Consider the following 17,035-nt stretch of genomic DNA (forward strand, 5'->3'; position numbering starts at 1 on the left):
TAATGCTCGTTATTAGTTCAAACGCACCGGCATACCGGAGCGGTTCTGCACGGCCTGGTCAACGATGGTCGTTTCCACGTCAGGCTGAGAGGTCACCGCCTGCACCGCGCTGCTCAGCGTTACAGGGACGACTTCGTTGTTGTTGATCTGGTCTTCGCTGGTAGACAGCGGGTTGTGCACTTCAATGTAACGGCTACCGTCTGGCTCAGTGGTCGCTTTTACCGGTTCGTTAATGAACTGCACGCGCGTACCGACCGGCACGTTTTCGAACAGGAACTTGATGTCGTCGTTACGCAGACGCACGCAGCCGTGGCTTACGCGCAGGCCGATACCGAAGTTGGCGTTGGTGCCATGAATGGCGTACAGACGGCCAATGTACAGCGCGTACAGACCCATCGGGTTATCCGGGCCGGCTGGCACAACGGCTGGCAGCGGTTCGCCGGCAGCGATGTATTCTGCGTGCATTTTGGCGGTAGGGGTCCAGGTTGGGCCCGCTTTCTTACGCTCAACTTTGGTGGTCCAGTTCATTGGGGTGTCTTTACCCAGCTGGCCGATACCGATTGGCAGCACGATAACGGTGTTGGTGCCTTTCGGGTAGTAATACAGACGCATTTCAGCGCTGTTAATGACGATACCTTCATGAACGGTATCCGGCAGGATCAGCTGCTGAGGAATATTCAGTACGGTACCCGCTTTTGGCAGATACGGGTCAACGCCCGGGTTTGCTTCCAGCATGTTGGACAGGCCCAGCTGGTACTGTGCGGCGAAATACTCCAGCGGCTGAGAGTTACCTTCTGGTACCGTCACCACCTGGTTTTCGCCCACCAGACGGCTTCCGTCTGTCGGCAGGGGATACGTCACCGCAGACGCGGTCTTACAAAAACCTACTACGGCTAACGCCGCCGCAAAAAGCGTTGTTAATTTCATGTTCATGTTGTGCGAGGTATCTAAGCCATTCAGGCGATGAGTTGATAAGTCTGAATCTATGATGGGAGCGCATTATATGTGCATTCCCGCTCGCAGGGAATTCAGATGTGTACGAAATCACATTTTTTTCGATTTTGTTAAAGTTTAGTGGATTGCCGCAACACGGGATCTCAATTCGGAATTGTGGCATAATGCCGTGTTTATCACACTTTTCGCAGGAATCTCCCCGTGTTAGTTACCAGCAACGTCACCATATAGTTTCAAAGGGGGAAATTAAGAGATGCGGAGAGAAGTTTCTTTCATCCTGCTTGCGTACATTGGTCAGTCTTCGTTGTTTAAAATTTTGGTTTCATTTGGGTCAATATCCTTATACTGGCCTGGTGGTTTTAACCACTCAACCCAAGAATATCATAAGGTCAACCAGCAAATCGGACCCACTGTTCAGCCCGGATAAATTTTAAATTGCATTTTTTTTTTCTTTCTGTTATGGTGGGAGGTTGAATAAATACATTCGTAAACTTTGTTCCGTAGTATTTCTCTCCTCCAAAACATCCCCAACGTCAGATATAAGGCGGCTTTGCGCTATCGCAAATGCCCTCATTTTACCGTGGTTTTAGGTAGTAACTATGTAGGAGGTGTGATCTCTTTCTGAATACAAAAAGGCTAATTTAACAATGATGCAACAATCTGAAATGCAGTTTCAATCGTCGATTTTATCGACAACAAGTTTTCGTACCATCTACCATGAACACGGACGTTACAAAACCATTAATGGCAACTCCTTTGTTTATGATGGTCACGAATACCGGGTTAACACAAGAATCGGATCTGGTGTTCGTCATGATATACTTATGCCGATAGTTAACGAACTGAAAGCAATCCTGAAGCTCTACAGTCGAGTGTTCCTGACCCGTTTTGATCTCCACCTCCCTGAGTTCACTTCTGTTGAAGCAGGTAACAAATACATACGCAACCTGTTCAAACGATTACGTGACCGCCTGGAGTCTGGAAACAACGGTTTATCAGAACCTATCATCGATTTTGCTTACGGTTGGGTTTGCGAACAGGAAAAGGCTTCACAACCCCATTACCATTGCTGGATTGCACTTCCACATCGTTCGGTAAGGTGGTTTGGAACGCCAGAAAGAGGGATCGCTGGTATTATTACGGAAATCTGGATGAAACTGACAGGTGGGAAAGCAACACTTGTGAACTTGTCTAAAGCCACTAAAGACTATCCCGATCACTACGTCATTCATCGTGATGATCCTTCGACACTCGAAGGTCCGGTATTCTGGCTTTCTTACCTGGCAAAAGAACGCGGGAAGTCGCAGACAGGGAAGGGAACGCGCTTGTATTCAACATCGAAATTGAGTGGTAAAGCACTGAATTCGTAAATGTCGCACTGGAAGCCCGTAGAGCGTTTTTCTTTCCAAGGTATGCAATCGCATTACCCATATCATAAAAAACGCTTACAGCTTCGCTCAGAGCGTTTTAATGACCTGCTCCCCGTTGATTAGTACACCCCGATGTTAGTAATGTCTTCATAAGCCACATGAGGACATCCCCATGAAGAAGCGTTTTTCCGACGAACAGATCATCAGTATTCTCCGCGAAGCCGAAGCTGGGGTACCCGCCCGTGAACTCTGCCGCAAGCATGCCATTTCCGATGCCACGTTTTACACCTGGCGTAAGAAGTATGGCGGTATGGAGGTGCCTGAAGTTAAGCGCCTGAAGTCGCTTGAGGAAGAGAACGCCAGACTCAAGAAGCTGCTTGCCGAAGCCATGCTGGATAAAGAGGCGCTTCAGGTGGCTCTGGGGCGAAAGTACTGACGACAGACCAGAAGCGGGAAGCCGTGATGTTGATGTGTGATGCGACCGGTCTGTCGCAACGTCGTGCCTGCAGGCTTACAGGTTTATCCCTGTCGACTTGCCGCTATGAGGCTCACCGTCCGGCTGCTGATGCGCATTTATCAGGGCGCATCACTGAGCTGGCACTGGAGCGCAGGCGTTTTGGCTACCGTCGTATTTGGCAGTTGCTGCGCCGTGAAGGGCTTCATGTTAATCATAAGCGCGTGTACCGGCTTTATCACCTCAGTGGCCTGGGCGTAAAACGCAGAAGACGTCGTAAAGGGCTGGCAACAGAACGTCTGCCGCTGCTCCGTCCGGCGGCGCCCAATCTGACCTGGTCGATGGATTTCGTCATGGACGCACTTTCCACCGGTCGCAGGATCAAGTGTCTTACCTGCGTCGATGATTTCACAAAGGAATGCCTGACGGTCACTGTTGCCTTTGGGATTTCAGGCGTTCAGGTCACGCGTATTCTGGACAGCATTGCACTGTTTCGAGGCTATCCGGCGACGATAAGAACTGACCAGGGGCCGGAGTTCACTTGCCGTGCACTGGATCAATGGGCCTTTGAGCATGGTGTTGAGTTGCGCTTAATCCAGCCGGGCAAGCCAACGCAGAACGGATTTATTGAGAGCTTTAACGGACGATTTCGCGATGAATGTTTGAATGAGCACTGGTTCAGCGATATCGTTCATGCCAGGAAAATTATTAATGACTGGCGGCAGGATTATAACGAATGCCGCCCGCACTCCACGCTGAATTATCAGACACCGTCTGAATTTGCAGCGGGCTGGAGAAAGGGTCATTCTGAGAATGAAGATTCCGACGTTACTAACTGAGTGTTGTATCTAATCGTGGGGGCAGGTCAATTACTGAGTGCATCTTGGTTTTGAGAAGTTAAGGTTATCATTAATAAAAAGGCATAATATTGAGTGGTCAACCAACCTTAAAAAAGTGGCTAAATTATGAACGAAAATTTACGTAATGCTCTTCCTCACAAAAACACACCATTTCTACGTGTGCTGCATATCATCGTAGCTGTATTGATTTTATTGCAGATTATTAATTCAAACCTTACCGAAAGCGATGCGCTTAGTGACTATACTCTCACTGGGTTCGTAACATGGTTCCATGTTATCACTGGGTTATCACTGATTGTCCTTGGGTTTGTCATGCTTGCATGGATGCTGACACAACGAGGATTTCGTTACTATTTTGCCTGGGTGGTCCTTGATTTTCGAGGTGTGGTTGAAGATATCAAAATGCTGATATCATTCCGTCTTCCTGAAGCTCATGCTGGTGGGATTGCTGCTCTGGTTCAGGGGCTTGGTGTACTTGCACTATTGGGCGTTGCATTATGTGGTGGATTCTGGTTTGCTCTCAATACTGCTCTTGGCACGTCACCTGTGCTGACAGAAACCGTCCTGCATGTGCATAAGTTTCTGACTGTATTTATTGAAACCTATTTCTGGGCACATGGTGCGATGGGGTTGCTGCATATCTTCCTCACCGTTCGTAGCCAAAGGAAAAATCCCGTTACCGAATAGTGCTGTAGGTTTATGATGGATAAGATGCCCTGTAATGGTTGGCTAAAACAGACTATAACCGCGCATTTATCCGTCAATGCATTTTCTATTTATCCGTAATTCCGATGAGTATGCGTATTTGAAGGAAAAAATATATGCATCTTGAACGACATAGTATCGAAAAAGTGGGATGGCTGAGGGCAGCTGTACTGGGGGCAAATGACGGAATTGTTTCGACAGCGAGCCTTGTTCTTGGGGTTGCATCTGCAAATAGCAGTCCTTCCGGTGTTTTACTTGCAGGTGTTGCAGGACTGGTTGCCGGAGCTATGTCAATGGCTACAGGGGAATATGTTTCCGTCTCATCTCAGGCGGATACCGAAAACGCAGCACTTGCCCAGGAAAAAAGGGAGCTGGAAACTGATTATCAGGGAGAGGTGCGGGAACTGACTTCACTTTATATGCAACGTGGACTGGAGCCAGAGCTTGCCCGGCAGGTTGCGGAGCAACTTATGGTCAAAGATGCCCTGGATGCTCATGCCCGTGAAGAACTGGGGTTGACGGATATAAATTCTGCACAGCCCCTACAGGCAGCTGTCTTTTCTGCCCTGAGTTTTTCCGCTGGTGCGGTGTTACCCTTAATCGTGGCATGGCTCTCCCCTCTGAAACTGGCTTTTTTGTTGATAATCCTTTCCACCCTTTTTTCACTGGCGGTCCTTGGCTATATATCTTCGGTTTTGAGTAAAGCCTCTCCTGTCAGGGCGATCATAAGAATTACGTTCTGGAGTACCATGGCTATGCTTTTGTCTATGGGGATTGGTCATTTTGCAGGGTAGGCCCTGCTTTAATGTTATGAAGCACAATTCGAGTACCATCTTACTGGCGATGCTTCGCAAAACAATTTGCAATGCAGCTCCCTTCAAACTCGATTCCTGCTTGCGCCAATACCTGTTGAAGGGGTGATGGAGGGGATTCTCCCCCTCCATTTCAAGGGCAAGGACAACGCTACTTCTGGCAAATTTCCCGGTCGTAAACGCCACCATTGACAACCAAAATTTGTCGTTTCTTCTTTGAAATCATATCAGTCATTATCTTCGAGTCATCAAGAAAGATACCACCAAAGGTTCCAGGTCGTGCATTCTTCCCGGCGATTATAATCAGATCCCCAATATTCAATGCAGCAACTTTATCGTTATTGTAATTCGTATCTTCAAATATGAACTTCAGGCCTTCATCTGAACCGGGAATACCCAATGTTACTACAGGATTTTTTCTGAAAGTAACAGTACCGATACCAGTTATTTTTCCTGTTACCATTAACTGACATTTTTTGAAGTCATTTGTTGCCCTGAATTCATGTTGTTCAAACCGCGCATAAACTTCCCCTGTTGTATACATTCGCGGAAGTATATCGATTATCGATGGTTTGGATGGTTGCTCAGGTTGTTGCTGAGTTACGGTATCAGCATTTACCTTGGCCTTCACTTCGGGGGTTTTAGGCTGATATGGGGGGGGCGTCAGCCCGTAAAGGAGATTGATGCCGTAGGCTATTGCGACGGTTATGACTGCTATTTTAATATAACGTTCATTGGGTGATTTCATTTCGTTCTTCCATGAATTCTATTTTGGTAACATGATTGCCATTGCGGTGTATTTTCATATTGTCTGTTGGGGACTTCACCGTATTACGAATTTCGTTCATTGTTTCTTTCGATAACATATCGCAGCCTTCCATATACATAACCCTACGGGTATCGGTATCTGGTATGTTAGTGAAACTGCTACTGACCCATAAATCGGGTATTTCAATTCCATGTATCAGCTTCATATACACAACGATGAACGCATCTGTCAGGTGAAACCGTCCAACTGTGTATTTTCCGGTATAGGTATTACCAGAAGACGATGCTACCCAATCGTTTTTTAAAACCAAAGTCAGTGCATTATTTTCCATATTCAGACTCCAGTTCACGAATGCGATTGTTCGTCATGTCGGTAAGACATTTCTGTTCATTATTGCAGCCGGATTTGTGCTTTATCCATTCTCTTTGAGAAGGAAGCAATCGTTTTCGGGTTTCAGGGCTAAGGCTTTTCCAGACCGAATTAAGTTTCTCATCGCTTGCTTTATAACTGTGTGTATCGACGTTTGAGGTTACTGCATTGTTTTTGGGAGCTTCGCTACCGCTGCTATAGAAAACGGGTGCACGTACTCCCTGAGCGTAGTCTTTAGCTGCTTTTTCCCCCACGGCTTGCCCATTCGCAGTCAATACCTTTCCGAACTCTGTAGTGTCGAAACTGTAATTGCGGATCTCGCCATTGAAGTCCAGCTTCACGTTAACGGTTGTTGACTTCGAAATGGCAGTCAAGAAATCACCAGCTTCGGACCCGAAGGAACAAGTGACTTCTTTAGAATCACTGACATTAGGGCGTAACCCGTGCATCGTGAATCTGCCGTTATCAGTTGTAGCAGTGATATCTACCAGCGGAACGATTGATGATGATTGCTTTGTCATCGCGAAGCATATTCCCTTCAGATTTACATCCCTGTCCATCCCGAGAAACATCAGTGCGTTTTTGTCGCTGCTGGCGACACCCATTGATTTTGCCTCTGGCAAGAAATACACGGTACTGGAGGCGGTGGTTAAACCTGAAACGAAAACAACACCTGACGCCATGATTTTTAACGTTTTAATAAGAATTGTCATTCTGGATACCTTCTTTCTTTCGCACTCCATCGTGGACAGAGTATTCATTCCGTGAGTCTTGTTTACGAGAAACACTAACCGAAGAATCATGATCTTACATTGATCTATGAAATCTATCAATATCGTATAATTGATCTGTAAAAACGATCGATTAACATGGGGAGAAGAGGGGGAAGATGCGAAGGGTATTGTTTTTAAAGGGTTTTAAAATGGTTCATATGCTTGGTGTTAACGTCGGGCGGCGGGCAGCGGTTAGTCTTGAATACTGCGATTGAAAGACATAACAATCTACTTTGTGCGGGCTTTCCTGCAACCATAGAGGTGTTTCGATAAGAAGTGGTGCAATTGTACAGTTCGTAGACATAATGAATACGATGTAATTTTGAACCCTTGCTCTACAACGCTCTGTATCAAGTTTTACGGGGGTTTTATATTGAACGATGCCTGAAGTCTGCTTTAATCGCTCTGACAAGATACAGAGCGATTCATGGCTATATAGCGATGGATAGACGCTCATTTTAGCCCCAGGAGTTAACGAGATCTAATATTTCTTTAGTATCGGTAATGAAAGTAATGTTTTCGCCATCCCAAAGGAAACTCTGAACGTGTTTGTTTTTGTACTGAACCTTTATTCTCCACTTTTTTCCTATGTTATAGACAATGATATTTTCGATGATTCGTTTAAGCATCATATTCAGTTCTTGTGGCTCTTTGATATCCTGTAATAGTTTCAAGTCAAACGCCCGCTCAGAGATAATCATACTATTCTGTTGTTTTATTTTTTCTTCAACTTCTTGTAGTTTATCTTCAAGGTTATTTATCGTTTCCATTACACTTTTCGGGATCTTGGCCGCAGTAAGAAGCATATCATTTAGTTCCTGAATCCTCTTTTTTATTGTTTCCTGTTCTAACGGTAATGCCCCGTCAAAATTGGTGTTTTTCTCAAGTTTAAGTTTTTTCATTATCCTGTAAAGTGCTATTTCTATATTTTTGAAATTCTTGGTTGTGTTACATTTTCCATCTCTTGCATTAGCGCAAACATGGTATTGATATGTTTTTCCGGAAGCGATGTGAAATTTTCTGACAAGTGAGCCGCCGCATTCGTGCTTTAATATTCCGGCGAAGGCATTATGTTCAGATTTATATCCCGGTTTGTTTTGTTTATGATCAGACTGTAAGAGCATGAATTCTTCTTTACTGATAACAGCAGGATAATAATCCTCTATGATATCAAGCAGAATGATTTTGCGATCTTTAGTTGTCTCTGATGTTTGATATGCACCGTAAAGTGCAACCGAATTTATTGTTTTTCCAACTGTTGTATGATTCCAGCCAGCAGAACGTAATGGTTTGTGACCTTCGTCATTTAACACTTTAGCGATTTTATTTGTTCCAAACCCTTCACGTCGTAACTGAATGATTCTCCTGACCGTATCAACTTTGTCACTAAAAACAAATTTACCTTCTTTCCGTTTTAACCAGAAAGGCAGGATTTTATTGATAACCTCACCGCTTAGCGCTCGTTGTCGCTGCTGACTTTTCGTTTCACGCAGGCGCTGCGATTTTTTTTCAGATTCTTTATGGGCAAGGTCCGCAGCCAGAGCTATCCTGATGACACTCACGAGGTCATTGACGGATTCACGATTAAGTAATAAACCATCAACCAGTGAAGCGATAAAGACGTTGTGTTGCAGAATCGACTTAATTATCTGTTGAGTCACGTCAATACCTCTGCGGCTCAGACGATCTAACGACTCGATGATGATGGTTGAACCGGGTTCAATCTGTCCTTTCTCGATTGCTTCGAGCATGTCGCCCAGCGAAGGCCTGTTTCCCTCTTTGAATGCTGAGATTCCGAGGTCTTGAAAGTTCTTATCTGATAGAATCAAGCCATGCACGTGTGCGTACTGTTCTGCAAGCTCAGTTTGACGTCTTACGGAGTCACCTTGTTCTTGCTTCTTTGATGAGAACCTTATGTAAGAGTATGCTTTTCCGTTTTGTTTCATAAGTACCTCAGTAACTTACAAGAGAGTATCAATTTTGCTTCTTTGCAACAATATTACTATGCAGTTTGGCAGTAAGCCGCTGTTCGAAAACATTTCCGTCAAATTTGGCGGCGGCAACCGTTACGGCCTGATTGGTGCCAACGGTAGCGGAAAATCCACCTTTATGAAGATCCTCGGCGGCGACCTGGAGCCGACGCTTGGCAACGTGTCGCTCGATCCGAACGAGCGCATCGGTAAGCTGCGTCAGGATCAGTTCGCCTTCGAAGAGTTCACCGTGCTGGACACCGTGATCATGGGGCACGCGGAGCTGTGGGAAGTGAAGCAGGAGCGCGATCGCATTTACGCCCTGGCTGAAATGAGCGAAGAGGACGGCTACAAAGTGGCCGAACTGGAAACGCATTACGGCGAGATGGATGGTTATTCAGCTGAAGCGCGTGCGGGCGAGCTGCTGTTGGGCGTGGGCATTCCTGTTGAACAGCATTACGGCCCGATGAGTGAAGTCGCGCCAGGCTGGAAGCTGCGTGTCCTGCTGGCGCAGGCGCTGTTCTCTAACCCGGACATCCTGCTTCTCGACGAACCAACGAACAACCTGGACATCGACACCATCCGCTGGCTGGAGCAGACGCTGAACGACCGCGACAGCACCATGATCATCATTTCGCACGACCGTCACTTCCTGAACATGGTCTGTACGCACATGGCGGATCTGGACTACGGCGAGCTGCGCGTGTACCCGGGCAACTACGACGAATACATGACGGCTGCGACCCAGGCGCGTGAACGCCTGCTGGCCGACAACGCCAAGAAGAAAGCGCAGATTGCGGACCTGCAATCCTTCGTCAGCCGCTTCAGCGCGAACGCCTCTAAGTCTCGTCAGGCGACGTCCCGCGCCCGTCAGATCGACAAAATCAAGCTGGAAGAAGTCAAAGCTTCCAGCCGTCAGAACCCGTTCATCCGCTTCGAGCAGGACAAGAAACTGTTCCGTAACGCGCTGGAAGTGGAAGCCCTTACCAAAGGCTTCGATGAAGGTCCGCTGTTTAAAAACTTCAACCTGCTGCTGGAAGTGGGCGAGAAAATTGCCATTCTGGGTGCCAACGGCGTGGGTAAATCCACCATGCTGAAAACCCTGGTGGGTGAACTGCAGCCGGACAACGGCACCGTGAAGTGGTCAGAAAACGCGCAGATTGGTTACTACGCGCAGGACCACGAATACGAGTTCGAAAACGACCTGACCGTGTTTGACTGGATGAGCCAGTGGAAGCAGGAAGGCGACGACGAGCAGGCGGTGCGTAGCATTCTGGGTCGTCTGCTGTTCAGTCAGGACGACATCAAGAAGCCGGCGAAAGTGCTGTCCGGTGGTGAAAAGGGTCGCATGCTGTTCGGCAAGCTGATGATGGAAAAACCCAATATCCTGGTAATGGACGAACCGACTAACCACCTGGATATGGAATCTATCGAATCGCTGAACATGGCGCTGGAGATGTATCAGGGCACGCTGATCTTCGTTTCTCACGACCGTGAATTCGTCAGCTCGCTGGCGACCCGCGTGATCGAAATTACGCCAGAGCGCGTGGTGGACTTCACCGGTAACTACGAAGATTACCTGCGCAGCAAAGGTATCGAGAGTTAAAAAAAGCCGGGTGGCGGCTTCGCCTTACCCGGCCTACGTTCCATTCCCTCTCCCTGTGGGAGAGGGTCAGGGTGAGGGCATCAGGCCGCACTACACCACCCAATCACACCTTTCTTCACCATTCACCAGCAGCTTACGTTTTTCCCCCGCCGGTAACGACACCTTCAGCGCGTTCCATGCCGGACGATAATCACCGCGTGCACTGATGTTCAGGTTGACGGTTGCCCCGTCACACACCATTTCCCACGCCACCCACAGCGCATTGCCGTTCTGGTAGCCCCAGGACTCGCCGTCATCTTCAAACAGCAGGCCGGACGTGGTGCCGACGCCTTTCACCGGGAACAGCTTCAGCTCGCGGATATCGTCTTTTTCGGCGCTCACGTGACGGATGCGCTCGCTGAGCGGCAGACCGGCACCGGCGCGCACCAGCAGCGGCAGTTTCTCCAGCGGCGCGTCGAGGACGATCGCTTGTCCGCCAGCGAACCATTCGTGAGTGTAGAAATCGTACCAGCCGGTTTCGTTATCCGGCAGCCAGACGTGGCGTTTACGCTCCCCGGCCTCGACGACGCTGGCGACAAGGAGGTCGCGACCCAGCAGGAAGTCATCGCACTCTTCGAAGGTCCGCGCGTCGTGCTCGTGGTCGAGGAAGGTCGGGCGCAGCATCGGTTCGTCGTCGGCGTGCGCCTGCCAGAGCAGGGTGTAGAGATAGGGCAGCAGACGGTAGCGCAGCTCAATCGCACCGCGAATAGCGGGGGTGACGCCCGGGTACATCCACGGCTCGTTGACCGTGTGGTCATCGTTCCACGAGTGAATGGTAAAGCGCGGATGCATCACGCCGTTTTGCACCCAGCGCACGAACAGTTCGGCGTCTGGCTTGTCGCCGGAGAAACCGCCGACGTCGTGGCCGACGTTGAACAGCCCGGAGAGGCTCATGCCCAGCCCCATGCGGATGTTATAGCGCAGGGTATCCCAGTGAGTGCGGTTATCGCCGCTCCAGGTCTGGACGTAGCGCTGCATCCCGGCGCAGCCGGAGCGGGAAATGAGATACGGACGTTTTTCCGGCGCGAAACGCTGCTGCGCTTCCAGCGAGGCGCGCATCATCAGCAGCGGCATCACCGGGCGAATGTGTTTGATGGCAATCTCTTTGCCGAAGCCAAAACAGCGTGCTTCCCCGTCCCATACTTCGTATTCGTTGTTATCGTTCCAGGTCGAGTCGATCCCCATCTCCAGCAGCTGCGTGGTCACGCCGTTCTGCCACCACTGTACCGTCTGCGGGTTGGTGAAATCGAGATGCGAGCCTTCGTCATCCCAGAAGCTGGAACGTTCAGGTGCATCAGTTTCTGAGTCGCGAATGAACAGGCCACGTTCCGCCACTTCGTTATAGCGGGGATGATCCTGCAGCAGACACGGCTTGATGTTGGCAGCCAGCTTTAACCCGGCATCGTGGAACGCCTGGCTCATTACCTTCGGCTGCGGCACTTTGTCATGGTTCCAGTTAAAGACGTAGCGCTTGCCGTTAATGGATGTATAGCCGGAGGAGAGCTGGAACGAGTCGCATGGAATCGCGTGTTCTTCACACAGGCGGATAAAGTTCATCAGCTGGTTTTGCGCGTCCGGCGCGTCGGTATAGTGCATGGTCGAGCCGCTGTAGCCCAGGCTCCATTTCGGTCCGAACAGCGTTTTCCCGGTCAGGCGCACGAAGGCTTTGGTGACGTCCAGTACGCGCTTGCCGGTAAAGATGTAGTAATCGATATCGCCCGCTTCCGCCTGCCAGCGCCGATAGGCGGTGTGGTAGTTGTCGATCTCGTTGCCCAGATCCAGCCAGCAGCTGCTCAGGTTATCGTAGAACAGGCCGTAGCTCACGTCGTCGCGACGGGTAAGGGTGAATGGAATGTGCTTGTACAGCGGGTCGGTGCTGGCGGCGTTGTAGCCCATCGCATCCAGGTTGCGCATCTCGTAGCGTTTACCGTTGCGCTGTAGATCGCCCGCTTTCTCGCCCAGCCCGTAGAAACGTTCGTCCTTGCGACGGCTCAGATAGTGCGCCACGCCGTCACCGTGGGCGTTCAGCAGGTACGCACTGGTCGGACGGTCATTGACCAGCGGCTGCCACTCGCCCGCGTCATTGCGGTAGTGCCACTCCAGCCACAGGGGCTGGTGGACGGTCACCCGAAGCTGCTCCGTCGCCACCGTCACGGTATTTTCCTGCCCCGTCAGCGTCCAGGCCGGGCAGGTAAAGCCACTGACATCGTCACGACGGCGACCTTCCCACGGCACGTCTTGCGCCGGGGCGATGCTCCAGGTGCGGTCCAGCGCCAGTTCACCTTTGCGTTTGATCAGCACGCGGAACAGGTTCTCTTCCAGCACATACAGGCACAGGCGGTGCTGGTTATCCACCAGCAGTTCCAGATGGTTTGCCGACTGCGTATCAACGGTCCAGTTTTTCAGGGTTTTCATATGCAATACATCCACTATCAGGCGCGCTTGGCGCGACGTTCAGCAATAAATGCTACCAGGAAGACAGCGCCAATCAGGTCAAAGAAGCCCATTGCAATAAAGAGCGGGTTAAAGCCGATTTTGTCGGCGGTCACACCGATTAACAGCGAGAACAGGAAGCTGGCGATCCACGCCGCCGAGCCGCGCATGCCGTTGACGGTCGCCATCTGGCCCTTATCAAACGACTCCACGACCAGGGCGCTGAGCATGCAGGAGATAATCTGGTGCCCAAAGCCGCCGATGGAGATCAGCACGATGGTGATATACGGATCGCGGGTAATGGCGACAATGCCCAGAGAAATCATCAGAAACGCGCCGGTGACGGAGCTGGCGACGACGGAGTTAACGCGGGAGCAGCCGAACAGGCGGGTGTACAATCGCGTCAGGTAGCCACTTGCCACGCTGCCGAGGTCAGCAGCGAGGAATGGCAGCCAGGCGAACATCGCAATCTGCTTCAGGTCCATGCCGTGTTCTTTGGCGAGATACAGCGGCACCCAGAAGCTCAACACCGCCCAGGCCGGTTCCGCCATAAAGGCCGGGATGGCGATACCGTAGAAACGTTTGTTTTTCGAGACGGTTTTCAGCGCGGTCAGGAACGGCAGTTTGACCGCAGGCGGTTCGTTATCCTGCTTGATAAATGCCAGCTCATCCTTGCTCAGGTTCGGGTGCTGCTCCGGGTTGTGGTAGAACGCCCACCAGAGGATCACCCACAGCAGCGCCAGCACGCCGGTAAACATAAACGCACCCTGCCAGCCAAACGACGCGTGAGCAAAGTAGATAATAGGCGGGGCAAGCATCGCACCGATGGAGAAGCCCACGCCCGCCCAACCGGCGGCAACAGGACGTTCCGATTTCGGGAACCATTCACCGATGGTTTTGGCGTTCGCCGGGGTTGCGGCGGCCTCAGAGGCTCCCATAAAGAAGCGCAGGATAGCCAGGTGCAGCCAGCTTCCGGCCCCCGCGTGGAAGATACACATCAGCGCCCAGATCCCGGCGCAGACCATAAAGCCAATCTTCAGGCCGATGACGTCAATCAGCCAGCCGCACAGGGGCTGGAAAATGGTGTAGGCGATCTGGAATGCGCCGACGATCCAGGAGTATTGCTCGGTGGTGATCCCGAGGCTCTCTTTCAGTTCCGGCGCGAGGATCCCCAATGAGTTTCGGGTGATGTAATTAACGGTGACGCCCAGTAAAAACAGCACCAGCACGTACCAGCGCAGGTTCTTGATGACGCGACGGGTTTTGCTTGTCGCAACGGTGTTATTGATGTCCTGACTCATTTTACTCTCCACAAGACGGACGCTAAGGGGACGGAGGTTCAGATGTCACACAGATTGTTATGCCTTTGATTTCTATCCGTTTAGAATGCTTAAGTTGCTATACAACTAGTATGGAAGTTGTGTGACAAGTTCACCTTAAGGGAGAAAATGAGTGGGCAATAGTGGATTTTGTGCAAAGTTTCTCATAACGGGCGCAAACCCTCTGGCATGATGGTCGTTATGCCCGTTATTACCTGACAGATACGCTATGAAAATTTTTTCATTTCGCAAATGGAGCCAGATCACAAAATGGACAAAAGGCTAAAAATCACCGAAATCGCGGCCCGTACGCAACTCTCTATCAGTACCGTTTCCCGCGTGCTGGCGGGCAAAGCGAACACCAGCGAAAAAGCGCGTGCAAAGGTGCTGGCGTGCGCACGGGAGCTGGGGGTGATGGATGGCATGGCGGCGGGGCGTCTGCTGCTTAACAGCCTGGTGGTTTTTGCTCCCCAGCGAGCCTTTGACGAGCGGTCCGACATCTTTTACTACCGCGTGATCCAGAGCATCAGCAAAGGGCTGGCTTCGCACGAGGTTCGGCTACGCTACTGTGCGCTGGAGGAGAACGACAGCGACGCGCAGCTTTTTCTGGCACGCATGAACGAGCCGGATACCCAGGCAGCCATTCTGCTCGGTATTGACGATCCGCATATCCACGATCTGGCGGTGGACGTGGGAAAACCCTGCATGCTGATTAACTGCCGTGACCGTCACATGCGTCTGCCTGCCGTAGCGCCGGACCATCGCGCCATTGGCGAGCGGGCGGCGGAATACCTGTTCGAAATGGGACACCGCGACGTGATGAACGTGCTGTGCCTGCGCCGTTACACCATGGAGCTGCGCCTGGCAGGGATCCGCGACGCGTGGCACGCCCATAACCTGACGTTTAGCGACAAGCGCGATCTGCTGGTGGTGCCGAGCTTTAGCGCGCGCGAAACGGAACAGCTGGTTAGCGAGTGGCTTAACCAGCAGAAGGGAAAAGATCTGCCCACCGCGTTTTTGGTCGGCGGCGACTTTATGGCGGCGGGCACCATCAGCGCTTTGCAGAAACAGGGATTGCGGGTACCGCAGGACGTTTCCGTCATGAGCATCGACGGCTTTAATCTGGCGGCGATTCAGGATGTGCCCCTGACGGCAGTGCATGTCCCGCGTGATGAACTGGGAACGGAAGCGGTGCATATGCTCCAGCAGCGGCTGATGCGCCCGGACGCCCTGGTGGGAACCTTGCTGCTGAACGGCACGTTGACCGTGCGGGAATCGGTACGGCGGATACGTCAGGGGAAACGACGTACCGCCGTTGAGCGGGAAGGGCTGTACGACAGTTAAACCATACCCAGCGCGCGCTTGCCGTGGATGTTGAGATCGTTCACGGTAAAGCGGTCCTGCCAGCTTTTTTCATAATCTTCACGCGGGAAATCTCCCGGTGACGCACCGGTTTCCAGCGCTTCCTTCACCTTTTTCGCGTAGGCGAGGTTCTTCTCGCACATCGGCGCGGCAGGGATGTACATCACGTTGCCCCAGCCCTGCTGATTTTCCACCGGAGCGACGGAGTGGATCACATCGCAGTGCCACCACACGGAATCCCCTGCGTCCAGCGCCGGTATGCTGGTTAATGCTTCGATGAGCAGCGGGTGCCATTTTTCCGAAATCGGCAGCACGCGGCCCGGCGCGACGCCGCAGAGTTCGTCTTCCGGCACGTCGTCCAGCAGCGGACGCAGCAGAATGTACGCCATCGCTTCCGGGATGGGCACCACGTGCAGCAGTCCCTGGCCGGGGATCATGTCCGACAGCGCCGTCCAGCCCTGGAAAGTACGGAACACCGAACACTTGGTGGTGTTATCCACGGTGTACTCTTCCACTTCGGTGCGGTGCGCGGCGTTCCACGGATCGTACTTATCAATATTGCCGTCAAACACGCGGGCAAACACCTGCTGATAGGCAGGCAGCAGCCAGCGCTCCAGCGCGCCGGAATCGGTGTGCGCGCCCAGCCCTTTAGAGGTGGTGCCCGGTGGGCGGCGGCGAATACGATCCGGATAAATCACGCTGACATCCGGGTCGAACCACTGCTTGCCGTTGCTCTCGAATGTCCATAAACGGTTCAGGAACGACTGCACCTGCGCCATCTCTTCGCTCTGACGCGCCTGCATTTGCGCCTGCGACCAGTAGATCGGGTAAATCTCCGGACGAGAGGCGGTTAAGGTGCCGAAGAAGTTATCGCCCGGCCCTTTGTACACCTCGTCAAACTTATTGAGATCGAGATAGTCGAGCATCGACTGATCCCACGCCAGCGCCTGTTCGCGCGGAAAATGACCTTTGATCACCGCGCAGCCACGACGCTTAACCGCCTCGCGCTGTTCAGCGGTGATTGTGCCGTTTTTCACATCCGCGAACGGGATCGTCGGCCAGACGGGTTGGCCTTTATTCTTGAGGGCGTTGATCTCTGCCACGCGGGTGGCAATGTTGTCGCTGAGCTTGTCGAACACCGCCTGAACATCACCGATCTGGGCGCGTAGCTCGCGCTTCATCTGACGAATTGCCGCTTTGTGGTCCGCTGGCAAAGTTTCACTGGTAAAGGTCATAACTG

Annotated in this window: 14 protein-coding genes; 6 read left to right on the top strand and 8 right to left on the bottom strand. The window is 51.5% G+C overall.

The window, feature by feature from the left end; genetic code table 11:
* Positions 1–12: 12 nt before the first annotated feature.
* Positions 13–933, bottom strand: a complete 921-nt coding sequence (gene ldtB / locus AAER43_RS06915; RefSeq protein ID WP_050861566.1) for a L,D-transpeptidase — start codon at positions 931–933, stop codon at positions 13–15.
* 668 nt (positions 934–1,601) lie between these two features.
* On the opposite strand from ldtB, the gene AAER43_RS06920 reads away from it, so the two are divergent.
* The 4 genes from AAER43_RS06920 (at position 1,602) to AAER43_RS06935 (ending at position 5,137) form a co-directional block, all read left to right on the top strand.
* Entirely contained in the window at positions 1,602–2,324 is a 723-nt protein-coding gene (locus AAER43_RS06920) for an inovirus-type Gp2 protein (RefSeq protein ID WP_057057595.1), read from the top strand.
* 172 nt (positions 2,325–2,496) lie between these two features.
* Positions 2,497–3,617 (top strand): IS3-like element ISSen4 family transposase gene (locus AAER43_RS06925; RefSeq protein WP_087451024.1). Its coding sequence is split into 2 segments (ribosomal slippage): positions 2,497–2,755 and positions 2,755–3,617, totalling 1,122 coding nucleotides; the frame shifts between segments, so codons are not numbered across the junction.
* Between the two features lie 126 nt (positions 3,618–3,743).
* Positions 3,744–4,325, top strand: coding sequence for a cytochrome b/b6 domain-containing protein (locus AAER43_RS06930; RefSeq protein WP_001004932.1), 582 nt, complete (start codon positions 3,744–3,746; stop codon positions 4,323–4,325).
* Positions 4,326–4,459: 134 nt separating this feature from the next.
* The gene (locus AAER43_RS06935; RefSeq protein WP_342701843.1) at positions 4,460–5,137 is read left to right on the top strand and encodes a VIT family protein; all 678 of its coding nucleotides are present in this window, start codon (positions 4,460–4,462) and stop codon (positions 5,135–5,137) included.
* A gap of 169 nt (positions 5,138–5,306) precedes the next feature.
* Here AAER43_RS06935 and AAER43_RS06940 read toward each other — a convergent pair whose 3' ends face one another.
* From AAER43_RS06940 to AAER43_RS06955, 4 genes are all read right to left on the bottom strand, one after another.
* A complete protein-coding gene (locus AAER43_RS06940) occupies positions 5,307–5,903 on the bottom strand; it encodes a hypothetical protein (RefSeq protein WP_342701844.1) in 597 nt (198 codons plus the stop codon).
* Positions 5,887–6,255 carry a hypothetical protein gene (locus tag AAER43_RS06945; protein ID WP_342701845.1) on the bottom strand — a complete coding sequence of 123 codons (369 nt, stop codon included), beginning with the start codon at positions 6,253–6,255 and terminating at the stop codon, positions 5,887–5,889. The genes AAER43_RS06940 and AAER43_RS06945 overlap by 17 nt, the downstream gene beginning before the upstream one ends.
* Positions 6,245–7,006 (bottom strand): lysozyme inhibitor LprI family protein, encoded by a 762-nt coding sequence (locus AAER43_RS06950; protein ID WP_172421297.1) that lies wholly within the window; start codon positions 7,004–7,006, stop codon positions 6,245–6,247. The genes AAER43_RS06945 and AAER43_RS06950 overlap by 11 nt, the downstream gene beginning before the upstream one ends.
* A gap of 518 nt (positions 7,007–7,524) precedes the next feature.
* Entirely contained in the window at positions 7,525–9,012 is a 1,488-nt protein-coding gene (locus AAER43_RS06955; protein WP_033145010.1) for a recombinase family protein, read from the bottom strand.
* 34 nt (positions 9,013–9,046) lie between these two features.
* Between AAER43_RS06955 and AAER43_RS06960 the strand changes: the two genes are divergently transcribed.
* On the top strand, positions 9,047–10,642 hold the full coding sequence (locus AAER43_RS06960; RefSeq protein WP_057057826.1) for an ABC-F family ATPase: 1,596 nt from the start codon (positions 9,047–9,049) through the stop codon (positions 10,640–10,642).
* Positions 10,643–10,732: 90 nt separating this feature from the next.
* Here the strand turns inward: AAER43_RS06960 and AAER43_RS06965 are convergent, their stop codons facing one another.
* Both AAER43_RS06965 and AAER43_RS06970 read right to left on the bottom strand, forming a co-directional pair.
* Positions 10,733–13,096: a glycoside hydrolase family 31 protein gene (locus AAER43_RS06965; RefSeq protein ID WP_050861568.1), complete on the bottom strand. Its 2,364-nt coding sequence runs from the start codon at positions 13,094–13,096 to the stop codon at positions 10,733–10,735.
* A 17-nt stretch (positions 13,097–13,113) separates the two neighbouring features.
* Positions 13,114–14,415, bottom strand: coding sequence for an MFS transporter (locus tag AAER43_RS06970; protein ID WP_014883122.1), 1,302 nt, complete (start codon positions 14,413–14,415; stop codon positions 13,114–13,116).
* A gap of 288 nt (positions 14,416–14,703) precedes the next feature.
* On the opposite strand from AAER43_RS06970, the gene AAER43_RS06975 reads away from it, so the two are divergent.
* Positions 14,704–15,777 carry a LacI family DNA-binding transcriptional regulator gene (locus AAER43_RS06975; RefSeq protein ID WP_050861570.1) on the top strand — a complete coding sequence of 358 codons (1,074 nt, stop codon included), beginning with the start codon at positions 14,704–14,706 and terminating at the stop codon, positions 15,775–15,777.
* On the opposite strand, the gene AAER43_RS06980 is transcribed toward AAER43_RS06975, so the two are convergent.
* A complete protein-coding gene (locus tag AAER43_RS06980; protein WP_045134218.1) occupies positions 15,774–17,030 on the bottom strand; it encodes a DUF1479 domain-containing protein in 1,257 nt (418 codons plus the stop codon). The two genes, AAER43_RS06975 and AAER43_RS06980, sit on opposite strands and share 4 nt — an antisense overlap.
* Positions 17,031–17,035: the final 5 nt, after the last annotated feature.

Origin of the sequence: Enterobacter sp. FUJ80071, assembly GCF_038739915.1 — a bacterium.
Classification (GTDB): domain Bacteria; phylum Pseudomonadota; class Gammaproteobacteria; order Enterobacterales; family Enterobacteriaceae; genus Enterobacter; species Enterobacter kobei.

Coding starts and splice junctions, on each gene's coding strand:
- AAER43_RS06970 (WP_014883122.1), bottom strand. CDS start 14,415: ATGAGTCAGGACATCAATAACACCGTTGCGACAAGCAAAACCCGTCGC.
- AAER43_RS06940 (WP_342701844.1), bottom strand. CDS start 5,903: ATGAAATCACCCAATGAACGTTATATTAAAATAGCAGTCATAACCGTC.
- AAER43_RS06965 (WP_050861568.1), bottom strand. CDS start 13,096: ATGAAAACCCTGAAAAACTGGACCGTTGATACGCAGTCGGCAAACCAT.
- AAER43_RS06930 (WP_001004932.1), top strand. CDS start 3,744: ATGAACGAAAATTTACGTAATGCTCTTCCTCACAAAAACACACCATTT.
- ldtB (WP_050861566.1), bottom strand. CDS start 933: ATGAACATGAAATTAACAACGCTTTTTGCGGCGGCGTTAGCCGTAGTA.
- AAER43_RS06980 (WP_045134218.1), bottom strand. CDS start 17,030: ATGACCTTTACCAGTGAAACTTTGCCAGCGGACCACAAAGCGGCAATT.
- AAER43_RS06975 (WP_050861570.1), top strand. CDS start 14,704: ATGGACAAAAGGCTAAAAATCACCGAAATCGCGGCCCGTACGCAACTC.
- AAER43_RS06950 (WP_172421297.1), bottom strand. CDS start 7,006: ATGACAATTCTTATTAAAACGTTAAAAATCATGGCGTCAGGTGTTGTT.
- AAER43_RS06955 (WP_033145010.1), bottom strand. CDS start 9,012: ATGAAACAAAACGGAAAAGCATACTCTTACATAAGGTTCTCATCAAAG.
- AAER43_RS06935 (WP_342701843.1), top strand. CDS start 4,460: ATGCATCTTGAACGACATAGTATCGAAAAAGTGGGATGGCTGAGGGCA.
- AAER43_RS06920 (WP_057057595.1), top strand. CDS start 1,602: ATGATGCAACAATCTGAAATGCAGTTTCAATCGTCGATTTTATCGACA.
- AAER43_RS06945 (WP_342701845.1), bottom strand. CDS start 6,255: ATGGAAAATAATGCACTGACTTTGGTTTTAAAAAACGATTGGGTAGCA.